The organism is Streptomyces stoeckheimensis, from assembly GCF_045822005.1.
In the GTDB taxonomy this organism is placed as follows: Bacteria; Actinomycetota; Actinomycetes; order Streptomycetales; family Streptomycetaceae; genus Streptomyces; species Streptomyces stoeckheimensis.
Map to the genome: position 1 here is coordinate 5543117 of NZ_CP169550.1, position 25919 is coordinate 5569035.

16 protein-coding genes and 3 rRNA genes are annotated in these 25919 nt (G+C 69.2%); 14 read left to right on the top strand and 5 right to left on the bottom strand.

Annotation, left to right across the window (positions count from 1 at the left end):
- The first annotated feature begins 63 nt into the window (after positions 1-63).
- Both ACE1OC_RS25175 and ACE1OC_RS25180 read left to right on the top strand, forming a co-directional pair.
- On the top strand, positions 64-3702 hold the full coding sequence (locus tag ACE1OC_RS25175; protein WP_407838921.1) for a glycosyltransferase: 3639 nt from the start codon (positions 64-66) through the stop codon (positions 3700-3702).
- Positions 3699-5189: a DUF5719 family protein gene (locus ACE1OC_RS25180; RefSeq protein WP_407838922.1), complete on the top strand. Its 1491-nt coding sequence runs from the start codon at positions 3699-3701 to the stop codon at positions 5187-5189. The genes ACE1OC_RS25175 and ACE1OC_RS25180 overlap by 4 nt, the downstream gene beginning before the upstream one ends.
- A gap of 314 nt (positions 5190-5503) precedes the next feature.
- On the opposite strand, the gene ACE1OC_RS25185 is transcribed toward ACE1OC_RS25180, so the two are convergent.
- On the bottom strand, positions 5504-5998 hold the full coding sequence (locus ACE1OC_RS25185; RefSeq protein ID WP_407838923.1) for a metallopeptidase family protein: 495 nt from the start codon (positions 5996-5998) through the stop codon (positions 5504-5506).
- A 115-nt stretch (positions 5999-6113) separates the two neighbouring features.
- On the opposite strand from ACE1OC_RS25185, the gene ACE1OC_RS25190 reads away from it, so the two are divergent.
- From ACE1OC_RS25190 to ACE1OC_RS25215, 6 genes are all read left to right on the top strand, one after another.
- Positions 6114-6488: a DUF3499 domain-containing protein gene (locus tag ACE1OC_RS25190; protein WP_274552987.1), complete on the top strand. Its 375-nt coding sequence runs from the start codon at positions 6114-6116 to the stop codon at positions 6486-6488.
- A 78-nt stretch (positions 6489-6566) separates the two neighbouring features.
- Positions 6567-7937, top strand: coding sequence for a phosphomannomutase/phosphoglucomutase (locus ACE1OC_RS25195; RefSeq protein ID WP_407838924.1), 1371 nt, complete (start codon positions 6567-6569; stop codon positions 7935-7937).
- Between the two features lie 270 nt (positions 7938-8207).
- Positions 8208-8396 carry a Trm112 family protein gene (locus ACE1OC_RS25200; protein WP_274552984.1) on the top strand — a complete coding sequence of 63 codons (189 nt, stop codon included), beginning with the start codon at positions 8208-8210 and terminating at the stop codon, positions 8394-8396.
- An 82-nt stretch (positions 8397-8478) separates the two neighbouring features.
- Positions 8479-9612, top strand: coding sequence for an SIS domain-containing protein (locus tag ACE1OC_RS25205; RefSeq protein ID WP_407838925.1), 1134 nt, complete (start codon positions 8479-8481; stop codon positions 9610-9612).
- 40 nt (positions 9613-9652) lie between these two features.
- Positions 9653-10825, top strand: coding sequence for a mannose-6-phosphate isomerase, class I (gene manA, locus ACE1OC_RS25210; RefSeq protein WP_407838926.1), 1173 nt, complete (start codon positions 9653-9655; stop codon positions 10823-10825).
- Between the two features lie 93 nt (positions 10826-10918).
- The gene (locus tag ACE1OC_RS25215; protein WP_407838927.1) at positions 10919-11863 is read left to right on the top strand and encodes a cation diffusion facilitator family transporter; all 945 of its coding nucleotides are present in this window, start codon (positions 10919-10921) and stop codon (positions 11861-11863) included.
- Positions 11864-11932: 69 nt separating this feature from the next.
- Here the strand turns inward: ACE1OC_RS25215 and lepB are convergent, their stop codons facing one another.
- A complete protein-coding gene (lepB, locus tag ACE1OC_RS25220; protein WP_407838928.1) occupies positions 11933-12652 on the bottom strand; it encodes a signal peptidase I in 720 nt (239 codons plus the stop codon).
- A 117-nt stretch (positions 12653-12769) separates the two neighbouring features.
- On the bottom strand, positions 12770-14863 hold the full coding sequence (locus ACE1OC_RS25225) for a fructose-specific PTS transporter subunit EIIC (RefSeq protein ID WP_407838929.1): 2094 nt from the start codon (positions 14861-14863) through the stop codon (positions 12770-12772).
- Positions 14864-15218: 355 nt separating this feature from the next.
- Between ACE1OC_RS25225 and ahcY the strand changes: the two genes are divergently transcribed.
- Both ahcY and ACE1OC_RS25235 read left to right on the top strand, forming a co-directional pair.
- Positions 15219-16670 carry an adenosylhomocysteinase gene (ahcY, locus tag ACE1OC_RS25230; protein WP_407838930.1) on the top strand — a complete coding sequence of 484 codons (1452 nt, stop codon included), beginning with the start codon at positions 15219-15221 and terminating at the stop codon, positions 16668-16670.
- Between the two features lie 97 nt (positions 16671-16767).
- Positions 16768-17388, top strand: a complete 621-nt coding sequence (locus ACE1OC_RS25235; RefSeq protein WP_407838931.1) for a hypothetical protein — start codon at positions 16768-16770, stop codon at positions 17386-17388.
- A 4-nt stretch (positions 17389-17392) separates the two neighbouring features.
- On the opposite strand, the gene ACE1OC_RS25240 is transcribed toward ACE1OC_RS25235, so the two are convergent.
- Positions 17393-18316: an RDD family protein gene (locus tag ACE1OC_RS25240; protein WP_407838932.1), complete on the bottom strand. Its 924-nt coding sequence runs from the start codon at positions 18314-18316 to the stop codon at positions 17393-17395.
- 124 nt (positions 18317-18440) lie between these two features.
- On the opposite strand from ACE1OC_RS25240, the gene ACE1OC_RS25245 reads away from it, so the two are divergent.
- From ACE1OC_RS25245 to rrf, 4 genes are all read left to right on the top strand, one after another.
- Positions 18441-19448, top strand: coding sequence for a stage II sporulation protein M (locus ACE1OC_RS25245; RefSeq protein WP_250736758.1), 1008 nt, complete (start codon positions 18441-18443; stop codon positions 19446-19448).
- Between the two features lie 595 nt (positions 19449-20043).
- A 16S ribosomal RNA gene (locus ACE1OC_RS25250) occupies positions 20044-21568 on the top strand.
- A gap of 286 nt (positions 21569-21854) precedes the next feature.
- Positions 21855-24978, top strand: a 23S ribosomal RNA gene (locus ACE1OC_RS25255).
- 74 nt (positions 24979-25052) lie between these two features.
- A 5S ribosomal RNA gene (rrf, locus tag ACE1OC_RS25260) occupies positions 25053-25170 on the top strand.
- The 16S, 23S and 5S rRNA genes sit together here, the layout of an rRNA operon.
- 112 nt (positions 25171-25282) lie before the next feature.
- Here the strand turns inward: rrf and ACE1OC_RS25265 are convergent.
- The gene (locus ACE1OC_RS25265; protein ID WP_407838933.1) at positions 25283-25879 is read right to left on the bottom strand and encodes a Uma2 family endonuclease; all 597 of its coding nucleotides are present in this window, start codon (positions 25877-25879) and stop codon (positions 25283-25285) included.
- Positions 25880-25919 lie beyond the last annotated feature (40 nt).

The window sequence follows — 25919 nt, forward strand, 5'->3', positions numbered from 1 at the left end:
GCTGTCCAGCAGCCTCCGAGGGCACACCACCCCCGGACCCCCGGCCGGAGGGCCCGTACCGCGATGTCCCTGCACAGCCAGTCGAGCGCCTCCCACCAGGCTGCCGCCGCACCACAGTTCCCCCGGCACGTCGTCACCGCGGTCCTCGTCGCCCACGACGGCGCCCGCTGGCTGCCCCGGACCCTCGCCGGACTCCTCGGCCAGGAACGCCCCGCCCAGAGCCACATCGCCGCCGACACCGGCAGCGCCGACGACTCCGCGCGCCTGCTCGGCGAGGCCCTCGGCGAGGACCGCGTCCTGCACCTCGCCCGCCGCACCGGCTTCGGCGCCGCCGTCGACGAAGCCGCCCGCTCCGCCGGCACCCTGACCCCCGAGGAACTCCCGTACCTCAAGCGCCCCTCCGGCTGGGACCCCGTCAGCCGCACCTGGCGCGACGACACGTACGACCTCCCCGACCTGCCCCACGGCGAACCCGTCCAATGGCTCTGGCTGCTCCACGACGACTGCGCACCCGAGCCCGACGCCCTCGCCGAACTGCTGCGCGTCGCCGACGAGAACCCCGACGCCGCCGTCATCGGCCCCAAGCTGCGCGGCTGGTACGACAAGAAGCAGCTCCTCGAAGTCGGCGTCACCATCGCCCGCAGCGGCCGCCGCTGGACCGGCCTCGACCGGCGCGAACAGGACCAGGGCCAGCACGACCAGGTCCAGCCCGTCCTCTCCGTCTCCAGCGCCGGCATGCTGATCCGCCGCGAGGTGTACGACGCCCTCGGCGGCTTCGACCGCCGACTGCCCCTCATGCGCGACGACGTCGACCTGTGCTGGCGCGTCCAGAGCGCCGGCCACACCGTCCTCATCGCCCCCGACGCCGTCCTGCGGCACGCCGAGGCCTCCGCCCGCGAACGCCGCACCGTCGACTGCGTCGGCCGCTCCGCAGCCAGCCCGCACCGCGTCGACAAAGCCGGCGCCGTCTACACGATGCTGGCCAACAGCCCCGGCCGCGCCCTCCCGTACGTCCTGCTGCGCATCCTCTTCGGCACCGTCCTGCGCACCCTCGCCTACCTCGTCGGCAAGGCCCCCGGACAGGCCGTCGACGAGATCACCGGCCTCCTCGCCACCCTGCTCCGCCCCGGCCGGATCCTCGGAGCCCGCCGCCGCAGGGGCCGCCCGGCCGTCCCCGCCAAGGAACTGCGCCCCCTCTTCCCGCCGGCCGGCGCCAGCCTGCGCGCCAACGCCGAACAGCTCGCCGGCTACTTCGGCGCCGACGGCGACACCGAGGCCGCCACCGCCGGACGGCACGGCGGAGCCGTCGAATCGGGACCCGGCGGAGACGACGCCGACTACCTGGAGATCGAACAGTTCGCGCGCCTCAAGCGGATCGCCCGCAAGCCCGCGCCCGTCCTCTTCGCCCTCCTCCTGCTCGTCTCCGTCATCGCCTGCCGCTCCCTCCTCGGCGGCGGCTCCCTCATGGGCGGAGCCCTGCTCCCCGCCCCCGACGGCGGACTCGACCTCTGGCGCGTCTACGGCGACGACTGGCAGCCCGTCGGCACCGGCACCACCGCAGGAGCACCGCCCTACCTCGCCGTCCTCGGCGCCCTCTCCACCCTGCTCCTCGGCTCCACCGACGCCGCCCTGACCCTGCTGCTCGTCTGCTCGGTCCCGCTCGCCGGACTCACCGCCTACTTCGCCTCCCGGCCGCTGGTGGAATCCCGGCTGCTGCGCGCCTGGGCCGCCGTCGCCTACGCCTTCCTCCCCGCCGTCACCGGAGCCCTCGCCGGCGGCCGCCTCGGCACCGCCGTCCTCGCGATCCTGCTCCCGCTCATCGCCCGCTCCGCCGTCACCGCCTTCGGATTCGGCGAAGGGGAGGGCAGCTGGCGCTCCGCCTGGACCTACACCCTCCTGCTGACCCTGGCCACCGCCTTCACCCCCGTCGTCTGGCCGCTCGCCGCCCTCCTCGGAGCCGCCGCGCTGGTCCTGCGCCGCACGCACTGGAAGACGTACGGACCCCGCCTCATCGCGACGCTCGGCGTACCCCTCCTCGTCCTCGCCCCCTGGTCGCTGAGCCTGCTCACCCACCCCGGGAACTTCCTGCGCGAGGCCGGACTGCCCTACGGAGCCGGCTCGGCCACCGCCCTGGACCTGCTCGGCATCAGCCCCGGCGGCCCCCGCACCGCGGGCGGCCTGATCCTCCTCGGCGTCGTCCTCGCCGCCCTGGCCGCCCTGCTGCGCGCCGACCGGCAGTTCGCCGTACGCACCGCCTGGGCCGCCGCGCTCGCCGCGCTCGTCCTGGCCGTCCTCGTCAACCGCACCACCTGGGCCGGCCCCGCCACCCTCGTCTACGGACTCGCCCTGCTGGCCGCCGCCGTCATCGGCGCCGACGGGGCCAAGGAACGCGTCGCCGCCCGCAGCTTCGGCTGGCGCCAGCCCCTCGCCGCCCTGATCGCGCTCGCCGCCGCCGTCGGCCCGCTCGCCGGCGCGGCCGGCTGGATGCTCAGCGGAGCCGCCGGACCGCTGGAGCGCCGCGACCCCGTCCAGGTCCCCGCCTTCGTCGCCGAGGAGAGCGGCACCCGCGACCAGGCCCGCACCCTCGTCATCGGCGCGGACTCCCCGGCCGCCCTCTCGTACAGCCTGGTCCGCGGTTCCGGCGGCCGCCTCGGCGACTCCGAACTCGCCGCCCGGGCCGGCAGCGACGCCCGCCTCGACAAGGTCGTCTCCAGCCTCGTCGCCGGCTCCGGCGCCGACCAGACCGACCAGCTCGGCGGCTTCGCCATCCGCTACGTCCTGGTCCGCGACGGCGCCCCCCAGGAGATCGGCCGCGTCCTGGACGCCACTCCCGGCCTCAGCCGCCTCAGCAAGCTCGAAGGCAGCGCCCTGTGGCGCGTCGACCGGCAGGTCGCCCGCGCCGTCATCGTCTCCGGCAAGCCCGGAGAGGCACCCATCCCCGTCGCCTCAGGCCCCGTCGAGGCGCACACCAAGATCCCGGCGGGCGAGGCCGGACGCGTCCTGCGGATCGCCGACCAGGCCGACCCGGGCTGGCAGGCCACCCTCGACGGCAAGCCGCTCAAGGCCAAGACGCTCGACGGCTGGGCCCAGGGCTTCGAACTCCCGGCGGACGCCGGCGAGCTCGACCTCGTCCACGAAGACGCCCTCACCCGGACCGCCTGGCACGGGGTCCAGGGCCTGCTCGCCCTCGTGCTCCTCGTGATGGCCCTGCCCGGCCGCCGCGCCCGGCTCGACGACGACCTCCCCGAGGAGGAGGCCCCCGCGGCCGAGGAGGCCGGCGAAGGCCGCCGGGCCCGCCGCCTGCGCGAGCAGTCCGAGCAGGAAACGCAGTCCGAGTCCGCCCCCGCCGAGGCGGCCGTCGCGGCCGACCCGTACGCGCAGATCCCGGCGCAGCCGGCGTACGGCGACGACGCGTACGCCTACCAGCAGCCGGCGTACGGAGACCAGAGCGGCTACGCCTACGGCGGCCAGGAGCAGCAGCCGCAGCAGTACGACCAGTACTCCTACGAGCCGCAGCAGTACACCGGCCACCCGGGCACCCCGTACGAGCAGCCGTACCAGCCCGATCAGCAGTACGAGCAGCCGTACATGCCCTACCAGCAGCAGCCCGATCCCCAGACCGGCTACGAGACCTACGGCCAGCACGACGGACAGCAGGGTGGGCAGCACGCCCCGCGTCCGGACGGGAGCCCCCAGCAGTGAAGCAGCGCGTACCCCTCACGCTCGCCGCCGTCACGGCCGCACTGGCCGCCGTCACCGGCCTCGCCACCCTCACCGCACCCGCCGCCGGCGGGGCCTCCGCCGCCGCGGCGGGCAAGCCGGCGGCCCGGATGCCGGTCGAGCGGTCCCTGCTGGTGTGCCCCGCCCCCAGCACCTCCGACATCGCCGAAACCCTGTACACGGCGATCACCCCCGGCGCGGCCGCCGCGGGCGGCACCGGCACGGCCCGGCTCCTGGGCGCGACCAAGGAAGCCAAGCCCGTCCTGGAACTCAAGGAGCCCGGCAAGCCCGTGGGCGCCAAGGCCTCCGGCGCCGAGGCCCCCGCGCTCAGCGGCGTCGCCGACGGGTTCCTCGCCCCCGGCTGGAGCGCGCAGCAGACCACCGTGGTCTCGGTCGGCCGCACCCGCGGCCTGCTCGGCGTCGGCTGCACCCCGCCCGGCACCGACTTCTGGTTCCCCGGCGTGAGCACCGCGAAGGGCCGCGAGGACTACGTCCACCTCACCAACCCGGACGACACCGCGGCCGTGGTGGACATCAAGCTGTTCGGCCCGGACGGCGTGGTCAAGGCCGAAGCGGGCACCAGCGAGAACATCCGCATCGACCCGAAGTCCAGCAAGGCCATCTCCCTGGCCTCCCTCGCCCCCGGCGCCCAGCTCGCGGACGTCACCGCCCACGTGACCACCCGCGCGGGCCGGGTCGGGGCCACCGCCCAGGCGGGCGAGGAAGGCGTCGGCTCCGACTGGCTGCCCGCCTCCGTGGACCCGGCCGGGACCCTGGTCCTGCCCGGCATCCCGGCGGACGCCACCTCCGTACGGCTGGTCGCCTTCGCCCCCGGCGACGAGGACGCGGACCTCAAGGTGAAGCTGGCCGGGCCGACCGGCTCGATCAGCCCCGCGGGCAGCGAGCAGCTCCACGTCAAGGCCGGCATGACCGCGAGCATCGACCTCAAGGACGTCACCCGCGGCGAGCCGGGCTCCCTCGTCCTGTCCCCGGCCGACGACAAGAAGCCCGTCGTCCCGGTGGTCGCCGCCCTCCGGGTGGTCCGCGGCAGCGGAGCCAAGCAGGAGACCGGCTTCATCCAGGCCGCCGCCCCCGTCGGCACGCGGGCGACCATCGCGGACAACCGCCCCGAGGAGAACGCCACCCTGCTGTCCCTGACGGCCCCGCCCGGAGCCGACGCGACGGTCAAGGTGACGGCCTCACCGGGCACGGACGGCGGCGAACCCGCCTCCCAGGACGTCACGGTCAAGGGCGGCACCACACAGACCCTGACCCTCGCCCCGGCGGGCGGCAAGGGTGCCTACGCCCTCACGGTGGAAACCATCTCCGGCGGCCCCGTCCACGCGTCCCGCACCCTGACGATCCCGCGCGACGGCATCCCGATGTTCACCACCCAAACCCTCTCGGACGACCACTCCACGGTCTCGGTCCCGAAGGCCACCCAGGACCTCTCGGTCCTGACCCAGTAAGCAATCTTCAGCCGCCCGGCGCCCCAGGCGGGTCCGGGCGCAGCCCGGCACACACCCAGCCCCGCCGGCGTTTGAGGCGCGGGGTCTGGGCGCAGCCCGGCACACACCCAGCCCCGCCGGCGTTTGAGGCGCGGGTCCGGGCAGAGCCCGGGGAACGGGGGAAGGGCGGGTAGGGGACAGCCCCGCAGGGCCCCCTCCCGGCACCGCCGCCGCGGGGCAGGCGGGCACCGGGGGCCGGAACGGCACGGCCGGGCAGCGCCGACACGGCCGGGCAGCGCCGAAGCGGGCCTGCCAGGGCCGAAGCGGGCCGGGCCCTAGTCCGACCCGTACCGCGGATCCACCGTCTCGGGCGACAGCCCGAGCAACTCCGCGACCTGCTCCACCACGATCTCGTGCACCAGCATCGCCCGCTCATCCCGAGACTTCGCCCGAATCTCCACGGGCCGCCGGAACACCACGATCCGCGCCGCCCGCCCACCCCCGGCCTCCACCAGCGCCCCCAGCTGCACCGCCTCGTCGTTCCAGCCGGTCTCCGCGCCCCCCGGCGGCCCCGGCACGTCGCCGATCATGAACTCCACCTCGGCCAGCTGCGGCCAACGCCGTTCCAGCCGCTCCACGGAGTCCCGTACGAGGTCCCCGAAGAGCTCCCCCCGGCTCGCCGACAGCGGCACCTGCGGAGGGGCCACCGGCCCGCGCATCCCGCGCCCGTGCCGGTCGCGCTTGCGTACCCGCGGCTCACCGGAGGGGGACCCGCCGGGCAGGGAGGCGGCCGGGGGAGCGGGAGGGGGAGGCAGAGCGCTGTCCGTCACCCCCGCAGGGTAGCCCGCACATCCCCGCCGGGGCGGGGGAGATCGGACGACACGGGGGAGCGGCCGGGGGGCGAGTCGTCGCGGCCCGGTCAAGAGTGCGGTACCGTCCAACGTCGTGAGCCTTGTACGTCGCTGTTCGCGCACCGCGTGCGGCCGCCCTGCCGTCGCGACTCTGACGTACGTCTACGCCGATTCGACCGCAGTTCTCGGCCCGCTCGCCACCTACGCCGAACCCCACTGCTACGACCTCTGCGCCGAGCACTCGGAGCGCCTGACCGCCCCGCGCGGCTGGGACGTCGTACGCCTCACCGACGGGTCCGCGCCCTCGCGTCCCACTGGTGACGACCTCGAAGCCCTCGCCAACGCCGTCCGCGAGGCGGCCCGCCCGCCGGAGCGCGCGGCCGGAGCGGGTGGCGCTGGTCAGGGCGGTTCCACCCCCGGGGAGACCCGTCGCGGACACCTGCGCGTCCTGCGTTCGCCGGACTCCTGACATTCACTCGATCTGAAAAGCCGCACTGCGTCCACGGTAGGTTTGCTTCACCGCACATCACCTTACGGAGGGCAGGCAGTGGCCACCGATCTTTCGAACATCGTCAAGGCGTACGACGTACGAGGCGTCGTGCCGGACGAGTGGGACGAGCACCTGGCCGAACTGTTCGGGGCCGCCTTCGTCGAGGTCACCGGCGCCTCGGCCATCGTCATCGGCCACGACATGCGGCCCTCCTCCCCGGCCCTGTCCGCCGCCTTCGCCCGCGGCGCGGCCGCCCGCGGAGTCGACGTCACCCTCATCGGGCTGTGCTCCACCGACCAGCTGTACTACGCCTCCGGCAAGCTGGACCTGCCCGGCGCGATGTTCACCGCCTCGCACAACCCGGCGCAGTACAACGGCATCAAGCTCTGCCGGGCCGGCGCCGCCCCGGTCGGCCAGGACACCGGCCTCTCCACCATCCGCGAGCTCGCCGAGAAGTGGAGCGACGAGGGCGCCCCGGCGATCCCCGCCGGCACCGTCCCGGGCACCGTCACCGAGCAGGACACCCTCACCGGCTACGCCGACCACCTGAAGGGCCTGGTCGACCTCACCGGCATCCGCCCGCTCAAGGTCGTCGTCGACGCGGGCAACGGCATGGGCGGGCACACCGTCCCCACCGTCTTCGCGGGCCTCCCGCTGGACGTGGTCCCCATGTACTTCGAACTGGACGGGACCTTCCCCAACCACGAGGCCAACCCCCTCGACCCGAAGAACATCGTCGACCTCCAGGCCCGCGTGCTGTCCGAGGGCGCCGACCTCGGCATCGCCTTCGACGGCGACGCCGACCGCTGCTTCATCGTCGACGAGCGGGGCGAGGGCGTCTCCCCGTCCGCCATCACCGCCCTGGTCGCGGCCCGCGAACTGGCCCGCAACGGCGGCACCGGCACCGTGATCCACAACCTGATCACCTCCTGGTCCGTGCCCGAGGTCGTCCGCGAGAACGGCGGCACCCCGGTCCGCACCCGCGTCGGCCACTCCTTCATCAAGGAGGAGATGGCCAAGTCCGGCGCCATCTTCGGCGGCGAGCACTCGGCGCACTACTACTTCAAGGACTTCTGGAACGCGGACACCGGCATGCTCGCCGCGCTCCACGTCCTGGCGGCCCTCGGAGGCCAGGACGGCCCCCTCTCGGACCTCGTCTCCTCCTACGACCGCTACGCGGGCTCCGGCGAGATCAACTCGACCGTCGCCGACCAGGCCGGCCGCCTCGCCGCCGTCAAGGAGACCTACGGAGCCGTCGAGGGCGTCACCCTGGACGAACTGGACGGTCTCACCGCGACCGCCGCCGACTGGTGGTTCAACGTCCGCGCCTCCAACACCGAGCCCCTGCTCCGCCTGAACGTGGAAGCCCGCGACGAGACCACCCTCGCCAAGGTCCGCGACGAGGTCCTGGCGCTCATCCGCGCGTAGTACCGCGGACGGCCGGGGCGTGCACACCCCGGCCGCCCGCACATTCGGGCTCGGCCGGGCAAAATCAGCCCCGCCGGCGGGAAAGAATCAGCCCCGCCGGCGTTCGAGGCGCGGGGTCCGGGGCGGAGCCCCGGCAGCGCACCCGCACCCGATCCCCGCGTACCGCCGAGCCGCCCCCAGTGCCAGTGGAGCACCGGCTCCACCCGCCACCGAAGGTGACTCGGCGGTACGCTGACCAGGCCACATCCGCATCCCCGAAGGGAACCGCACATGCCGCTCGAAGCCGGCCTCCTGGAGATCCTCGCCTGCCCCGCCTGCCACTCGCCCCTCGAGGACAAGTCGGCCGACGCGGAGACCCCCGAGCTGATCTGCACCGGAGGCCAGGACTGCGGTCTCGCGTACCCGGTCCGCGACGGCATCCCGGTGCTCCTCGTCGACGAGGCACGCCGTCCCGCCTGAGCCTCCTACCGCCACCCCGCGCAAGCGCCGAGACTGGTTCCGTCCCACACAGGTTCCGTCACAGACACAGCCGGAGGCCGCCATGCTCGACGAGTCGCTCCTCGACGCACCTGACGATCTCGCCCGCGCCGACCGCCGCGGCCTGCTCCGCGGCGCCGCCGACGCCGGCGCACGGGTCCGCACCGCGGCCCGGCACGCCGCCGAGGCCGGCCTCGGCGACCTGCGCCCCGACGGCCGCCCCCGCGCGGTCCTCATCGCCGGGCCCGGCACCGCCGCCACCGGGGTCGCCGACCTGCTCGGCGCGCTCGCCGGAGCCTCCGCGCCCGTCATCCGGCTGCACCCGACCGGCGTCGCGCACGCCGCCGGGGCCCTGCGCTGGACCCTGCCCGGCTGGGCCGGCCCCGTCGACCTGCTGCTCATCGCCACCACCGACGGAACCGAGCCCGGCCTCGCGGTCCTCTCCGAGCAGGCCTACCGGCGCGGCTGCACCGTGGTGGCCGTCGCCCCGGAGCGCTCGCCGCTGAGCGAAGCGGTGGACGGCGCGCACGGGCTCCTCGTACCGATGGCCAAGGCCCCGTACCAGGAGTACGACGAGTCGGCCGCGGCGGGCCCCGGCGCCCTCTGGGCCCTGCTGACCCCGCTGCTGGTGCTCCTCGACCGGGTCGGCCTGGTCACCGCCGCCCCGCACACCCTGCAGCTCGTCGCCGACCGGCTCGACCGCACGGCCGAACGCTGCGGCCCCGCCATCGCCACCTACTCCAACCCGGCCAAGACCCTCGCCGCCGAGCTCGCCGACTCCCTCCCGCTCATCTGGAGCGAGGGCGCCGCCGCCGGACCCGCCGGGCGCCGCTTCGCCGCCACCCTCGCCGAACTCGCCGGCCGACCCGCACTCGCCGCCGACCTTCCCGAGGCCCTCCCGGCCCACGGGGTCCTGCTCTCCGGCGACTTCGCCGCCGGCGCCGACCCCGACGACTTCTTCCGCGACCGAGTGGAAGAACCGCAGGCCCTTCGCGCACGCATCGTCCTGTTGCGCGACCGGCCCGCAGGCGGACTGACAGCCGCCCCTGCCGCCCGCGAGCTCGCCCTCAGCCACGACACGGCCATCAGCGAGCTCGCACCGGAGGAGGGCACCGAGCTGGAACAGCTCGCCGAACTCCTCGCCGTCACGGATTTCGCCACCGCCTACCTGGCGTTGGCCTCCGGGGGACACAGCTGAGGCGCAGCACGCGCGCGCCTCTCACCCAGGAAGACGACCGATGGACCGCCTCACGAACACGATCCGCCCCTACGCCTGGGGATCGACGACCGCGATCCCCGAACTCATCGGAGTCGCCCCCACCGGCGAACCCCAGGCCGAGATGTGGATGGGCGCCCACCCCGGCGCCCCCTCCCGCCTAGACCGCGGAGCAGGCGAGAGCGCCCTCTCGGACGTCATCGCGGCCGACCCCGAAGGCGAACTGGGAGTCGCCGCCGTCCGCAAGTTCGGCCCCAGGCTCCCCTTCCTCTTCAAGGTCCTCGCCGCCGGTGCCCCGCTCTCCCTCCAGGTCCACCCCGATCTCGCCCAGGCGAAGGCCGGGTTCGAGGACGAGGAGCGCCGGGATGTCCCGATCGACGCACCGCACCGCAACTACAAGGACGCCAACCACAAGCCCGAGCTGGTCTGCGCCCTCACCCCCTTCGAGGGCCTGTCCGGCTTCCGCCCGCCGCTGGAGGCCGCCGCCCTGCTGGAGGGCCTCGGCGTCAACTCCCTGAAGCCCTACGCCGACCTCCTGCGGGCACACCCCGAGGAGGCGGCCCTGCGCGAGGTGCTCACCGCCGTCCTGACCGCCGACCGCGCCGAGATGGCCCGTACGGTCACCGAGGCCGCTGCCGCCGCCGAGCGGCTCGGCGGCGCGTACGCCCCGTACGCCGGACTCGTCCACCACTACCCGGGCGACCCGGGCGTCATCGCCGCGATGCTCCTCAACCACGTGCAACTCCAGCCCGGCGAAGCCATGTTCCTCGGCGCCGGCATCCCGCACGCCTACCTCGACGGCCTCGGCGTCGAACTCATGGCCAACTCCGACAACGTCCTGCGCTGCGGGCTCACCCCCAAGCACGTCGACGTGCCGGAGCTGCTGAAGGTCACCCTCTTCGAGCCCGGCGACCCCGGCATCCTGCGCCCGGAGGGCAACGGCGAGGAGGTCTACGAGACCCCCATCGACGAGTTCCGGCTCTCCCGCTTCGTCCTGGCCGCAGGCGGCGCCCCCCGGGTGCTCCCCGACGGCACCGCGCAGATCCTGCTGTGCACGGCGGGCTCCCCGAAGGCGAACTCCCCGAAGTCCGGCGAACTGGCCCTGACACCCGGCGAATCTGTCTTCGTCCCGGCCGGCGAAAAGGTCGAACTGTCCGGAACCGGCACCGTCTTCCGTGCCACCGTGGTGGTCTGACGTACCGTCCCTCTCGGTGGCTGTGAGAATCTGCGGCCGTAGCGCGGCGTCCCGGCCCGGGGCGCCGCACCGAGGAAGGGATACATCGCAACCATGAGCGCGTCGGGCGGTACCAAGGCGATCGTGGCGGCACTCGCCGCCAATCTGGCCATCGCGGTAGCCAAGTTCGTGGCCTTCGTCTTCAGTGGCTCGTCGTCGATGCTCGCGGAAAGCGTCCACTCGCTGGCGGACTCCGGAAACCAGGGCCTGCTCCTGCTGGGCGGCAAGAAGGCCCAGCGCGAGGCGACTCCGCAGCACCCCTTCGGGTACGGGCGCGAGCGCTACATCTACGCCTTCCTGGTCTCCATCGTGCTGTTCACCGTCGGTGGCATGTTCGCCATCTACGAGGGCTACGAGAAGATCCACAACCCGCACGAGATCACGCACTGGTACTGGCCGGTCGGCGTCCTCGTCTTCGCGATCATCGCGGAGTCCTTCTCCTTCCGCACCGCGATCAAGGAGTCGAACGAGATCCGCGGCAGCCTCACCTGGGGCCAGTTCATCAAGCGCGCCAAGGCCCCCGAGCTCCCCGTGGTCCTCCTCGAAGACCTCGGCGCCCTCATCGGCCTCGTCCTCGCCCTCGCGGGCGTGGGCATCGCCCTGCTGACCGGCAACGGCGTCTGGGACGGCATCGGCACCCTGTGCATCGGCGTCCTGCTCATCATCATCGCCATCGTGCTCGCCGCCGAGACCAAGTCCCTGCTGCTCGGCGAGGCCGCCGGCACCGAGGACGTCGAGAAGATCAAGGCCGCCGTCGTCGACGGGGACGTCGTGACCGGCATCATCCACATGCGCACCCTGCACCTCGGCCCCGAGGAGCTCCTGGTCGCCGCGAAGATCTCCGTCCAGAGCGACGACACCGCGACGGAGGTGGCCAACGCCATCAACGCCGCCGAGGCCCGCATCCGCGCGGCGGTCCCGATCGCCCGCGTGATCTACCTGGAGCCGGACATCTACAACGCCGAGGCCGCCGCGAAGGGCACCAACCCGGGCCACTGACCCCGCGCCGGACACGAAGAGGCCCCCCTGCACGTACGCAGGGGGGCCTCTGGCGCTCCCGGAGCGGGGTCAGTGGCCCGGAGCCTGGTGGGCCCAGGCGGCGTGCCCGGCGACGGGCGTGCCCTGCGCGGCCTTCGCCGCCCGTCGCCGGGCCACCAGTGCGCCGACGCCGAGCCCGCCGCCGGTGAGGAAGACGGGGAGGCCCAGTACGCACACCGTCGCTGCGGCCACCAGTGCCGTCGGCGTCGCGACGGGGACCCCCTGCACGGCCGAGACCGGCAGGGTTCCGTGGTTTCCGTCGCCGGTCCTCAGGTGCGAGTCGAACGTGTTCGTGCGGTTGTCGCCCATCACGAAGATCCGGCCCTCGGGCACCGTGACGTCGAAGGGCGCCACCGCCGGAACCGCCGGGTGCTTGAGGTACGGCTCGGTGAGCGGCTTCCCGTTCAGCTTCAGTGCCGCATCGCCCGCGGACCAGGAGATGCGGTCGCCGCCGACGGCGATGATCCGTTTGAGGACGTCCCCGCCGGTTTCCCAGGCGGGCGGCGGCGTGACGAGCACGGGGTCCCCACGCCGTACCTGCGTCGGCACCGCCTGCGCGAACCACACCTGGTCCCCGCGGTCGTACGTCGGTGCCATCGATTCCGAGGAGATCGACCGCTTGCTGTAGCCGTCGCCCCCGAGCACCACGACCAGGACGGTTCCCCCCACGAGGAACACCGAGCCGAGCACGACCAGGACCAGTGCCCAGATCCCCCGCCGCCGCCCTGGCCTGCGCCGATCCCGCCCCATGCGCTTCCCCTCTCCCCACGCCACCGTGTCCGGACCGGGAAGCGTACGCAGCGCACTCGGGCCCCGTACCACCGAGGTGGGGTACGGGGCCCGACACGTTTCCGAGAGGAGGCGCGGCTACTGGATCTCGCGCAGCACGTCCAGGATCTCGGCCTTGCCGGGGGCGGCCTGGAGGCGCTCACGGAAGCCGGTGTCCATCAGCTTGCGCGACAGCAGAGCCAGGATCCGCAGGTGCTCGTCCCCGGCCGCGGCCTCCGGTACGGAGATCATGAAGACCAGCCGGGCCTTCGTCCCGTCCAGCGCGCCCCACTCGATGCCCTCGTCGGACCGGGCGAAGCCCACCGTCGGGCGGGTCACCGCGTCCGTCTTGGCGTGCGGGATGGCGATGGATTCGCCGAGGCCGGTCGTACCCTGCGCCTCCCGGGCCAGGGCGACCCGTACGAGCTCGTCCACGTCGGTGACGTTGCCGGTCGTGGCCAGCATCTCCGCCATCTCGCGGATCGCCGCCTCCTTGGAGCCAGAGGCCAGCTCCGTCTTCACGGTCTGCTCGGTGACGTACCCGGACAGCACCTCGGGCGCTCCGCCCGAGGCCACCGCGGCCGCGGCCGGCTGCGGTGCCCGTACGGCCGTCCCGGCTGCTCCCGCACCCACGGCCGCGCCGCCGCCCACGGGGGCGCCCGCACCGACCAGGGCCGGCTCGGGCGCGAGGCCCCCGGAGCCGGTGCCGGCGCCCGAGGCCACGCCGTCCCGGCGCTGCTTGAACTCGATCAGCGCGTTGGTCGTCAGCGCGGTCACGACCGCACCGGCCGCGATGGCCACGAAGAACATCGCGACGCCGCTGATCGCACCGAACAGCGAGACGATCGGACCGCCGTGCGGCACCGAGTCCTGGACCCCGGCCACACCGGCGATCGCACCGGCCACCGCGCCACCGAGCATGTTCGCGGGGATGACCTGGGCGGGCCGGGCCGCGGCGAAGGGGATCGCTCCCTCGGAGATGCCGAAGAAGCCCATGAACAGGGCGGCGAGCCCGGTCTCCTTCTCCTCGTCGCTGTAGAGCTTGCGGCGCAGCAGCGTGGCCAGGCCCTGGCCGAGCGGCATGACGGGGATGGCCGCGGCGGCCATGCCCATGACGTGGTTGTTGGTGCCGATGAGGCCGACGGCGACGAGGAAGGCGGTCTTGTTGACCGGACCGCCCATGTCGAAGGCGATCATCAGGCCGATGATGGTGCCCAGCACGATCGCGCTGGAGCCGGTCATCCCGTTCAGCCAGCTGGTCAGGTGGGTGAAGACCCAGGAGATCGGTCGCCCGATGACGTAGATGTAGAACAGGCCCAGCGCCACGGTCGACACGATCGGGATCACGATGATCGGCATGATCGGCTGGATGACCTTGGGGACCTTGACCTTCTTGATCCACATGACCAGATAGCCCGCGAGGAAGCCGGTCGCGATGGCGCCCAGGAAGCCGGCGTTCGCATCGGCCCCGTAGATGTGCACGGCGTCCGCGGCGAGGAAGCCGCCGATCATGCCGGGTACGAGGGCCGGCCGGTCGCCCAGCGCGTAGGCGATGTAGCCGGAGAAGATCGGCAGCATCAGCGAGAAGCCGGTCACGCCGAGCTTGTTGACGTAGAACCAGAAGGTCCCGTCGGGAATGACCAGCCCGCCCTTGGCGTCCGCGTGCCCGCCGAGCGACAGGGAGACGGCCAGCAGCAGACCACCCACGACCACGAACGGGATCATGTGGGAGACGCCGTTCATCAGCGCCTTGTAGGCCTGACTGCGCTGGTGGCCACCGCCACCGCCACCGCCACCGGCGCCCCCGCTGCCCGCCGCCGCCGAGGTTCCGGCCTGCACCGGCGCGCTCTGCGCGCGCCGGATCAGTTCCTCCGGCTTGTGGATGCCGTCCGCGACGCCCGTGGACAGCACCCGCTTGCCGGCGAACCGGTCGAGGTCGACTTCCTTGTCGGCGGCGATGATCACGGCGTCCGCTTCCCTGACATCGTTGTCAGAGAGCACGTTCTCGGCTCCGATCGAGCCTTGGGTCTCCACCTTGATGGAGATGCCGAGACGGTCGCCGGCCTGCTGGAGCTTCTCCGCGGCCATGTACGTGTGCGCGATCCCGGTGGGGCACGCGGTAACGGCGACGATCTTCACGGGCTTGCGCCCGCTCGCGTCCCCGCCTTCGGGAGGGCCTGCCGGACTGGTCACTGGAATCTCCTCACGACACGTGCGTTGTCCTGCCGGGATCGCGCGTACAACCCGACCCAACGGCATCGTCGCGCATGTAAGGGGTGGATCAAAAGTCCGAAAGGCCCTGAATCCTTCGCCGTAGGCCCCGAACCCCGGAGCCGACTTGCCTTCAGATCACCTGGGCCGCGCTCCGCCGATCGGTGTAGATTCGTCATCAGTGTCAGGCGTCGCTGCTGATGGCGGTCGGGCGGTCTTCGAGACCGGCCGAGGGGAGAGAGGACCCCCGACGGACTGAGCGCCACGTGCGACGTCTTGACGACGGTGCACAGCTCAGCCGTACCCACCTCTCTACAGCACGAGGAGCAGCACCCACATGACTGCCGCTTTCACCGACTTCAAGGTCGCGGACCTCTCCCTCGCCGTCTTCGGACGCAAGGAGATCACCCTCGCCGAGCACGAGATGCCCGGTCTGATGTCGATCCGCCGGGAGTACGCGGCCACCCAGCCGCTGGCCGGCGCCCGCGTCACCGGCTCCCTGCACATGACCGTGCAGACCGCCGTCCTCATCGAGACCCTCGTCGCCCTCGGCGCCGACGTCCGCTGGGCCTCCTGCAACATCTTCTCCACCCAGGACCACGCGGCCGCCGCCATCGCGGTCGGCCCGAACGGCACCCCGGAGAACCCGCAGGGCGTCCCCGTCTTCGCCTGGAAGGGCGAGACGCTGGAAGAGTACTGGTGGTGCACGGAGCAGGCGCTGACCTGGCCGAACACCCCCACCGGCGGCCCGAACATGATCCTCGACGACGGTGGCGACGCCACCCTCCTCGTCCACAAGGGCGTCGAGTTCGAGAAGGCCGGCGCCGCCCCGGACCCGTCCACCGCGGACTCCGAGGAGTACGCCCACATCCTCACCCTCCTCAACCGCACCCTGGGCGAGAACCCGCAGAAGTGGACGCAGCTCGCGTCGGAGATCCGCGGTGTCACGGAGGAGACGACCACGGGTGTTCACCGTCTGTACGAGATGATGTCGGAGGGCACGCTGCTGTTCCCGGCGATCAACGTGAACGACGCCGTGACGAAGTCGAAGTTCGACAACAAGTACGGCTGCCGGCACTCCCTCATCGACGGCATCAACCGTGCCACGGACGTCCTCATCGGCGGTAAGACGGCCGTGGTCTTCGGCTACGGCGACGTCGGCAAGGGCTGCGCGGAGTCGCTGCGCGGCCAGGGTGCGCGTGTCATCGTGACGGAGATCGACCCGATCTGCGCGCTGCAGGCGGCGATGGACGGCTACCAGGTCGCGACGCTCGACGATGTCGTCGCGACGGCGGACATCTTCATCACGACGACGGGCAACAAGGACATCATCATGGCCGCCGACATGGCCAAGATGAAGCACCAGGCCATCGTGGGCAACATCGGTCACTTCGACAACGAGATCGACATGGCGGGTCTCGCGAAGATCGAGGGGATCGTCAAGGACGAGGTCAAGCCGCAGGTCCACACGTGGAAGTTCCCCGACGGCAAGGTTCTCATCGTCCTGTCCGAGGGTCGTCTGCTGAACCTGGGCAACGCCACGGGTCACCCGTCCTTCGTGATGTCGAACTCCTTCGCGGACCAGACCCTGGCCCAGATCGAGCTCTTCACCAAGCCGGCCGAGTACCCCACCGACGTGTACGTGCTTCCCAAGCACCTCGACGAGAAGGTGGCCCGTCTGCACCTCGACGCCCTCGGTGTCCGTCTGACCACCCTGCGCCCGGAGCAGGCCGCCTACATCGGCGTGGACGTCGCGGGCCCGTACAAGCCGGACCACTACCGCTACTGATCCCCACGGATCAGCGGCACCCACGCGTCAGGTCAGGCCCCCGGCATCCGTGCCGGGGGCCTGCCCCGTACCCGCCCGAAACCCAGGAAGACGCCCCATGCCCCGCGGCCGCTACGCGCTCCACGACCCGCACGACCACACCCCCCTCGGCGAGGAGCACTTCCACTGCGCCCCGGGCCCCTCCGGCTGGCGCTACGTCTCCCAGCTCACGGCGCCCGACGGTGCGCACCGCGGCTCCGTCGACCTGGCCGTCGACGAACTGGGCCGCCCCATCCGCCTCGAGGTCAACGCCTCCAGCTGGCAGGTCCGCGGCGCCGCCATCGACGGGATCACCTGGGTCCGCACCGACCCCGCCGGAGCCGAAGCCACCGAGGGCAACGTCCCCGGGGCCGCCGGCTTCACCGGCACCTCCCCGGCCTTCCTCGTCGCCACGGCCCGGCTGCTGCGCCTGACCCCCGGCGCACCCGCCACCCGCGTCCGCCTCGTCGCCCTGACCGACCCCGTCCTGGCGGCCCGTACGACCGACCAGGCCTGGGCCCTCCTGGACCGCGCGGAGCACCCCACGGACAGCGGCCCGCTCCTGGTCGACGAGTACCGGGTCACCGCCCTGGACACCGGCGAGGTCCGCACGGTCCACATCGCCGGGGACGTGGTCCTCTCGGCTCCCGGCATCGAACTCGAACACCTGGAGACCCCGCCGTCGGCCTTCCCCGACTAGCCGGTCAGGCGGGCGGCGCGAACCCGGTCGCCTTCGGCGGCTCCACGGGTACCGGTACCGGTACGGGAGCCACCGGAGCCGCGGGCGCCGCGACGGGCACCACCGCGGGCTCCGCCACCGCCGGCATCACCACGGGCGCGGGCCGACCGTACGGAACGGGAGCCGCCCCGGGAGCCGGCTGCTGCCGGAAGGCCCGCGCGGCGTCCCGCGACTGCCGCTCGTGCACCACGGCCATCAGGAACGCGGCGGCGGGCACCCCGACCGGCGGCGGAGCCCCCGTACGCGCCACCAAGTCGTCCGCGAGCCGGGCCGCCATCGAGGCCCCCACCTGCGGATCCAGCTGGTCCATGCGCGTCAGGTACTGCCGGATCGCGAGCCACAGCCCGTCCGGCACCGCGGACAGATCCAGCCCGCCGAACCGCCCGGCCAGCCACGGGGGCGGCGGAGGCACCGGCATCACCCGAGCCCCCGGCACCCGCTCCCGGATGACCAGCGTCCCCGCGAACACGTCCCCGAGCCGCCGCCCGCGCTCGGAGAACAGCGAGGCGATGCACGCCACCGACCCGAGGGTCATCAGCAGCTCGAAGACCCCGAAGGCCCCGCGCACCAGCGCGTGCCGGAACCGGATCGGCCCGCCGTCGTCGCGCACCACGCGCAGCCCGCACGCGAGCTTGCCCAGCGACCGCCCGTGGCTCAGCGTCTCCACGGCGATCGGCACGCCGACCAGGACGAGGACGAACGAGGCCACCGACACGGCCGCCCGGGCCGCCCCGTCGAGCGAAGCGGTGGCCAGGACCAGCCCGACGGAGATCAGCAGGTACCCGGCGACGTACACGACCAGGTCGAGCAGGATCGCCAGCGCCCGGCTCGGCAGCCTCGCCGGCCGCAGCCCCAGGACCACCGCGTCCCCCGTCACCAGATCGCTCACCGACGCACACACCCCTTCACGTTCACGTGACCTGCCCCGCCCCATCGGCCTCCAGTCTGCCAAGCTGACGAAGCAAGCAGTAGGAGAAACCGGTAGGGACCAGGGGCAGGGGAGCGCCAACCGCATGGATCTCGACGTCTTCGTTGCGGCCCACCAGGCCGAGTGGGCCCGCCTGGAACAGCTCCTGGGCCGGGGCCGCCGCCTCACGGGAGCCGAGGCCGACGAGCTCGTCGCGCTCTACCAGCGCACGGCCACCCACCTCTCCCTCGTCCAGTCCAGCACCCCCGACCCGATGCTCACGGGCCGCCTGACCCAGCTCGTGGCCCGCGCCCGCGCCACGGTGACGGGCACCCGCCGCTCCGGCTGGCGCGACGCGGCCCGCTTCTTCACGTCGGGCTTTCCGGCCGCCGTCTACCTCACCCGCCGCTGGTGGATACCCACGGCACTGATCTCCACCGCCGTCGGCGTGCTCGTCGGCTGGTGGATAGCCACCCATCCGGAGATCCAGAACGCGATCGGCGCTCCGGAGGACCTGAAGGCGATGACTAAGCCGGGCGGCGGGTACGAGACGTACTACTCCAGCCACCCCGCGGCCTCCTTCGCGGCCCAGGTCTGGACGAACAACGCCCAGGCGGCCGCGATCTGCCTGGTCCTGGGCGGCTTCCTGGGCCTGCCGGTCCTGTACATCCTGTGGCAGAACATGCTGAACCTGGGCGTCGGCATCGGCCTGATGTCCTCGGCCGACCGCCTAGACGTCTTCCTCGGCCTGATCCTTCCGCACGGCCTGCTCGAACTGACGGCCGTCTTCGTGGCCGCCGGTACGGGCCTTCGCCTGGGCTGGACGGTCATCGACCCAGGCCACCGCACCCGCCGCGTGGCCCTGGCCGAGCAGGGTCGCGCGGCCCTCGGCATGGCCATCGGCCTGGCCGCGGTCCTGTTCCTCTCGGGCCTGATCGAAGGCTTCGTCACCCCCTCGGGCCTGCCCACGTGGGCCCGCATCACCATCGGCGTGGCCGCCGAGGCGGCCTTCCTGCTCTACGTCTACGTCCTGGGCGGCCGCGCGGCCCGCGCCGGCGACGTGGGCGACGTCGAACGGGCCGACCAGACGGCGACGCTGCCCACCGCGGCCTGATGTGCGTACGAGCATGCTGAGCTGCTAGTCTCCTCGTCGTCCCGCAAACACCGTTGACACGGCGGCTGCGGGGAGGTAGATTCGAACGGTTGCCTCGAACTGGACAAGTTCGGCAGTGATGGTTTAAAGTCTTTCTCGCCCCCAGGAATTGAATTCCAAGCGGGCACACCCAACTCTTCATTCAGGAAACTGAAGCCGGGAAATCCGGTGGAAAACTTCTGATAGAGTCGGACTCGCCGGAAAGGGAAACGCGAAAGCGAAGAACTGGAAGGCGGAAAAAAAGCGAGACAGACTCTGATAGAGTCTGAAACGCAAGAACAGAACAGAACGAAAGCCCGGAGGAAAGCCCGAGAGGGTGAGTACAAAGGAAGCGTCCGTTCCTTGAGAACTCAACAGCGTGCCAAAAATCAACGCCAAAAAGTTGATACCCCGTCCATTTCGGTGGATGAGGTTCCTTTGAAAAAGACCTGTGAGGTCGCAGCTTCGGCTGTGGTGCTTGCAGGCAATTACACAGCGAGGACGCAGTGGACGGTCGGTCTTATTCCGACATGACTGTCCCGCTCTAAGTGCGTGTGCACCCGATTACGGGTAAACATTCATGGAGAGTTTGATCCTGGCTCAGGACGAACGCTGGCGGCGTGCTTAACACATGCAAGTCGAACGATGAAGCCCTTCGGGGTGGATTAGTGGCGAACGGGTGAGTAACACGTGGGCAATCTGCCCTTCACTCTGGGACAAGCCCTGGAAACGGGGTCTAATACCGGATAACACTCCTGCCTGCATGGGCGGGGGTTAAAAGCTCCGGCGGTGAAGGATGAGCCCGCGGCCTATCAGCTTGTTGGTGGGGTAATGGCCCACCAAGGCGACGACGGGTAGCCGGCCTGAGAGGGCGACCGGCCACACTGGGACTGAGACACGGCCCAGACTCCTACGGGAGGCAGCAGTGGGGAATATTGCACAATGGGCGAAAGCCTGATGCAGCGACGCCGCGTGAGGGATGACGGCCTTCGGGTTGTAAACCTCTTTCAGCAGGGAAGAAGCGAAAGTGACGGTACCTGCAGAAGAAGCGCCGGCTAACTACGTGCCAGCAGCCGCGGTAATACGTAGGGCGCAAGCGTTGTCCGGAATTATTGGGCGTAAAGAGCTCGTAGGCGGCTTGTCACGTCGGATGTGAAAGCCCGAGGCTTAACCTCGGGTCTGCATTCGATACGGGCTAGCTAGAGTGTGGTAGGGGAGATCGGAATTCCTGGTGTAGCGGTGAAATGCGCAGATATCAGGAGGAACACCGGTGGCGAAGGCGGATCTCTGGGCCATTACTGACGCTGAGGAGCGAAAGCGTGGGGAGCGAACAGGATTAGATACCCTGGTAGTCCACGCCGTAAACGTTGGGAACTAGGTGTTGGCGACATTCCACGTCGTCGGTGCCGCAGCTAACGCATTAAGTTCCCCGCCTGGGGAGTACGGCCGCAAGGCTAAAACTCAAAGGAATTGACGGGGGCCCGCACAAGCAGCGGAGCATGTGGCTTAATTCGACGCAACGCGAAGAACCTTACCAAGGCTTGACATATACCGGAAAGCATTAGAGATAGTGCCCCCCTTGTGGTCGGTATACAGGTGGTGCATGGCTGTCGTCAGCTCGTGTCGTGAGATGTTGGGTTAAGTCCCGCAACGAGCGCAACCCTTGTCCTGTGTTGCCAGCATGCCCTTCGGGGTGATGGGGACTCACAGGAGACCGCCGGGGTCAACTCGGAGGAAGGTGGGGACGACGTCAAGTCATCATGCCCCTTATGTCTTGGGCTGCACACGTGCTACAATGGCCGGTACAATGAGCTGCGATACCGTGAGGTGGAGCGAATCTCAAAAAGCCGGTCTCAGTTCGGATTGGGGTCTGCAACTCGACCCCATGAAGTCGGAGTTGCTAGTAATCGCAGATCAGCATTGCTGCGGTGAATACGTTCCCGGGCCTTGTACACACCGCCCGTCACGTCACGAAAGTCGGTAACACCCGAAGCCGGTGGCCCAACCCGTAAGGGAGGGAGCTGTCGAAGGTGGGACTGGCGATTGGGACGAAGTCGTAACAAGGTAGCCGTACCGGAAGGTGCGGCTGGATCACCTCCTTTCTAAGGAGCACAGTACCGATTGCAGACAAACGTTCTGCACGGTCAGCTCAGGGTGGAACGTTGATTAGTTGGCACGGTTTCCAAAACCTTCTGTGAGTACTGCTTCGGCGTGGAAAACGGTTTGAGTGGCGGGGATCGTGCTTGGCACGTTGTTGGGTATCTGAGGGTACGGCCGTAAGGCTTTATCTTCGCGATGCCGGCCCCAGTGAACTCGCCAGCTTGTCTGGTGGGGTGATGGGTGGCTGGTCGTTGCTTGAGAACTACACAGTGGACGCGAGCATCTGTAGGCCAAGTTTTTAAGGGCGCACGGTGGATGCCTTGGCACCAGGAACCGATGAAGGACGTGAGAGGCCGCGATAGGCCCCGGGGAGCTGCCAACTGAGCTTTGATCCGGGGGTGTCCGAATGGGGAAACCCGGCAGTCGTCATGGGCTGTCACCCACTGCTGAACACATAGGCAGTGTGGAGGGAACGCGGGGAAGTGAAACATCTCAGTACCCGCAGGAAGAGAAAACAACCGTGATTCCGGGAGTAGTGGCGAGCGAAACCGGATGAGGCCAAACCGTATGCGTGTGATACCCGGCAGGGGTTGCGCATGCGGGGTTGTGGGAATTCTTTTGATCGGTCTGCCGGCCGGTCGGCGAGTCAGAAACCGTTGATGTAGTCGAAGGACATGCGAAAGGTCCGGCGTAGAGGGTAAGACCCCCGTAGACGAAACATCAGCGGCTTGCTTAAGAATCTCCCAAGTAGCACGGGGCCCGAGAAATCCCGTGTGAATCTGGCGGGACCACCCGCTAAGCCTAAATATTCCCTGGTGACCGATAGCGGATAGTACCGTGAGGGAATGGTGAAAAGTACCGCGGGAGCGGAGTGAAATAGTACCTGAAACCGTGTGCCTACAAGCCGTGGGAGCGTCGCTGTATGTGCTTGCACATACAGTCGTGACTGCGTGCCTTTTGAAGAATGAGCCTGCGAGTTAGCGGTGTGTAGCGAGGTTAACCCGTGTGGGGAAGCCGTAGCGAAAGCGAGTCCGAATAGGGCGATTGAGTTGCACGCTCTAGACCCGAAGCGGAGTGATCTAGCCATGGGCAGGTTGAAGCGGAGGTAAGACTTCGTGGAGGACCGAACCCACCAGGGTTGAAAACCTGGGGGATGACCTGTGGTTAGGGGTGAAAGGCCAATCAAACTCCGTGATAGCTGGTTCTCCCCGAAATGCATTTAGGTGCAGCGTCACGTGTTTCTTGCCGGAGGTAGAGCACTGGATAGGCGATGGGCCCTACCGGGTTACTGACCTTAGCCAAACTCCGAATGCCGGTAAGTGAGAGCGTGGCAGTGAGACTGTGGGGGATAAGCTCCATGGTCGAGAGGGAAACAGCCCAGAGCATCGACTAAGGCCCCTAAGCGTACGCTAAGTGGGAAAGGATGTGGAGTCGCAGAGACAACCAGGAGGTTGGCTTAGAAGCAGCCACCCTTGAAAGAGTGCGTAATAGCTCACTGGTCAAGTGATTCCGCGCCGACAATGTAGCGGGGCTCAAGCGTACCGCCGAAGTCGTGTCATTGCAGCAATAGGGCCAACGCCTGCTGTGATGGGTAGGGGAGCGTCGTGTGCCGGGTGAAGCAGCAGCGGAAGCTAGTTGTGGACGGTTCACGAGTGAGAATGCAGGCATGAGTAGCGATACACACGTGAGAAACGTGTGCGCCGATTGACTAAGGGTTCCTGGGTCAAGCTGATCTGCCCAGGGTAAGTCGGGACCTAAGGCGAGGCCGACAGGCGTAGTCGATGGACAACCGGTTGATATTCCGGTACCCGCTTTGAAACGCCCAATATCGAATCAGGCGATGCTAAGCCCGTGAAGCCGTTCCGGACCCTTCGGGGAAAGGAAAGTGGTGGAGCCGGCGAACCAGACTTGTAGTAGGTAAGCGATGGGGTGACGCAGGAAGGTAGTCCAGCCCGGGCGGTGGTAGTCCCGGGGTAAGGGTGTAGGCCGAGGGGTAGGCAAATCCGTCCCTCATATAAGGCTGAGACCTGATGCCGAGCCGATTGTGGTGAAGTGGATGATCCTATGCTGTCGAGAAAAGCCTCTAGCGAGTTTCATGGCGGCCCGTACCCTAAACCGACTCAGGTGGTCAGGTAGAGAATACCGAGGCGTTCGGGTGAACTATGGTTAAGGAACTCGGCAAAATGCCCCCGTAACTTCGGGAGAAGGGGGGCCAGTCCTGGTGATCGGATTTACTCCGTGAGCTGGGGGTGGCCGCAGAGACCAGCGAGAAGCGACTGTTTACTAAAAACACAGGTCCGTGCGAAGCCGTAAGGCGATGTATACGGACTGACGCCTGCCCGGTGCTGGAACGTTAAGGGGACCGGTTAGTCACATTTCGGTGTGGCGAAGCTGAGAACTTAAGCGCCAGTAAACGGCGGTGGTAACTATAACCATCCTAAGGTAGCGAAATTCCTTGTCGGGTAAGTTCCGACCTGCACGAATGGCGTAACGACTTCTCGACTGTCTCAACCATAGGCCCGGTGAAATTGCACTACGAGTAAAGATGCTCGTTTCGCGCAGCAGGACGGAAAGACCCCGGGACCTTTACTATAGTTTGATATTGGTGTTCGGTTCGGCTTGTGTAGGATAGGTGGGAGACTTTGAAGCGGCCACGCCAGTGGTTGTGGAGTCGTCGTTGAAATACCACTCTGGTCGTGCTGGATGTCTAACCTCGGTCCGTGATCCGGATCAGGGACAGTGTCTGATGGGTAGTTTAACTGGGGCGGTTGCCTCCCAAAAAGTAACGGAGGCGCCCAAAGGTTCCCTCAGCCTGGTTGGCAATCAGGTGTTGAGTGTAAGTGCACAAGGGAGCTTGACTGTGAGACCGACGGGTCGAGCAGGGACGAAAGTCGGGACTAGTGATCCGGCGGTGGCTTGTGGAAGCGCCGTCGCTCAACGGATAAAAGGTACCCCGGGGATAACAGGCTGATCTTCCCCAAGAGTCCATATCGACGGGATGGTTTGGCACCTCGATGTCGGCTCGTCGCATCCTGGGGCTGGAGTCGGTCCCAAGGGTTGGGCTGTTCGCCCATTAAAGCGGTACGCGAGCTGGGTTTAGAACGTCGTGAGACAGTTCGGTCCCTATCCGCTGTGCGCGTAGGAATATTGAGAAGGGCTGTCCCTAGTACGAGAGGACCGGGACGGACGAACCTCTGGTGTGCCAGTTGTCCTGCCAAGGGCATGGCTGGTTGGCTACGTTCGGGAGGGATAACCGCTGAAAGCATCTAAGCGGGAAGCCTGCTTCAAGATGAGTATTCCCACCTCCTTGAGAGGGTAAGGCTCCCAGTAGACGACTGGGTTGATAGGCCAGATGTGGAAGCCCGGTAACGGGTGGAGCTGACTGGTACTAATAGGCCGAGGGCTTGTCCTCAGTTGCTCGCGTCCACTGTGTTAGTTCTGAAGTAACGAACTGTGTTCATATCCGGTTGGTTAACTTCATAGTGTTTCGGTGGTCATAGCGTTAGGGAAACGCCCGGTTTACATTCCGAACCCGGAAGCTAAGCCTTTCAGCGCCGATGGTACTGCAGGGGGGACCCTGTGGGAGAGTAGGACGCCGCCGAACAATCATTGTGGGAAAGCCCCGCACCAGCCCTTACGGGTTCGGTGCGGGGCTTTTCTGCGTTTACGGGCCTTTCGGGACCCGGCCCCCTGCGGATTCGGCCGGGGCCGGCCTCCTACCAGTCGGCGGGGTAGCTCTTGAGGGTGCTGGTGTCGAGTGTCCAGCGGCCGGCGGCGACGGTGTCCCCGAAGGAGTAGGGAACCGTCTTGCGGTAACGGATGCCGTCGGGTCCTTCCGAGGGGTCGCTGTGCACCGTGGCGGTCTTCTTGTCCTTGCGGGGGTCCACCACGACGTAGAGCGGGACCCCCATCTTCGGGTAGTCGTGAAGCTTGTCGCGGATGTCGGTGAGGGAATTCGTACGGGAGACGACCTCCACCACCATCAGGACATCGCGCGAGTTGACCACCTTCGCCGTGTCGTCGGTGTCTTCCTCGGCGATGACCATGAGGTCGGGGACCTTGGTCAGGCCTGTCACGGGATCGCCCATGCTCGTGTCGTTGAGGGCCATGACCTCGGGCGTCTGGGCCTCGATCTGACGGCGTAGCCGCACCACGTTCAGCCCGTGGGGAGCCGTGGGGCTCATCATGGTTAGGGAGATCTGGCCTTCGGTCGTCTGCACCTTCCACTGGTCTTCCTGGTGCTCGGCCAGCTCCGAGAGCTGCTCCGCGAAGTCGTGCATGCGGCGCATCTGCTCCGGGGTGAGGTCGGCCATGATGTCCTCCTGGTGGGTGCCGCGCCCAGCGTATCCAGAT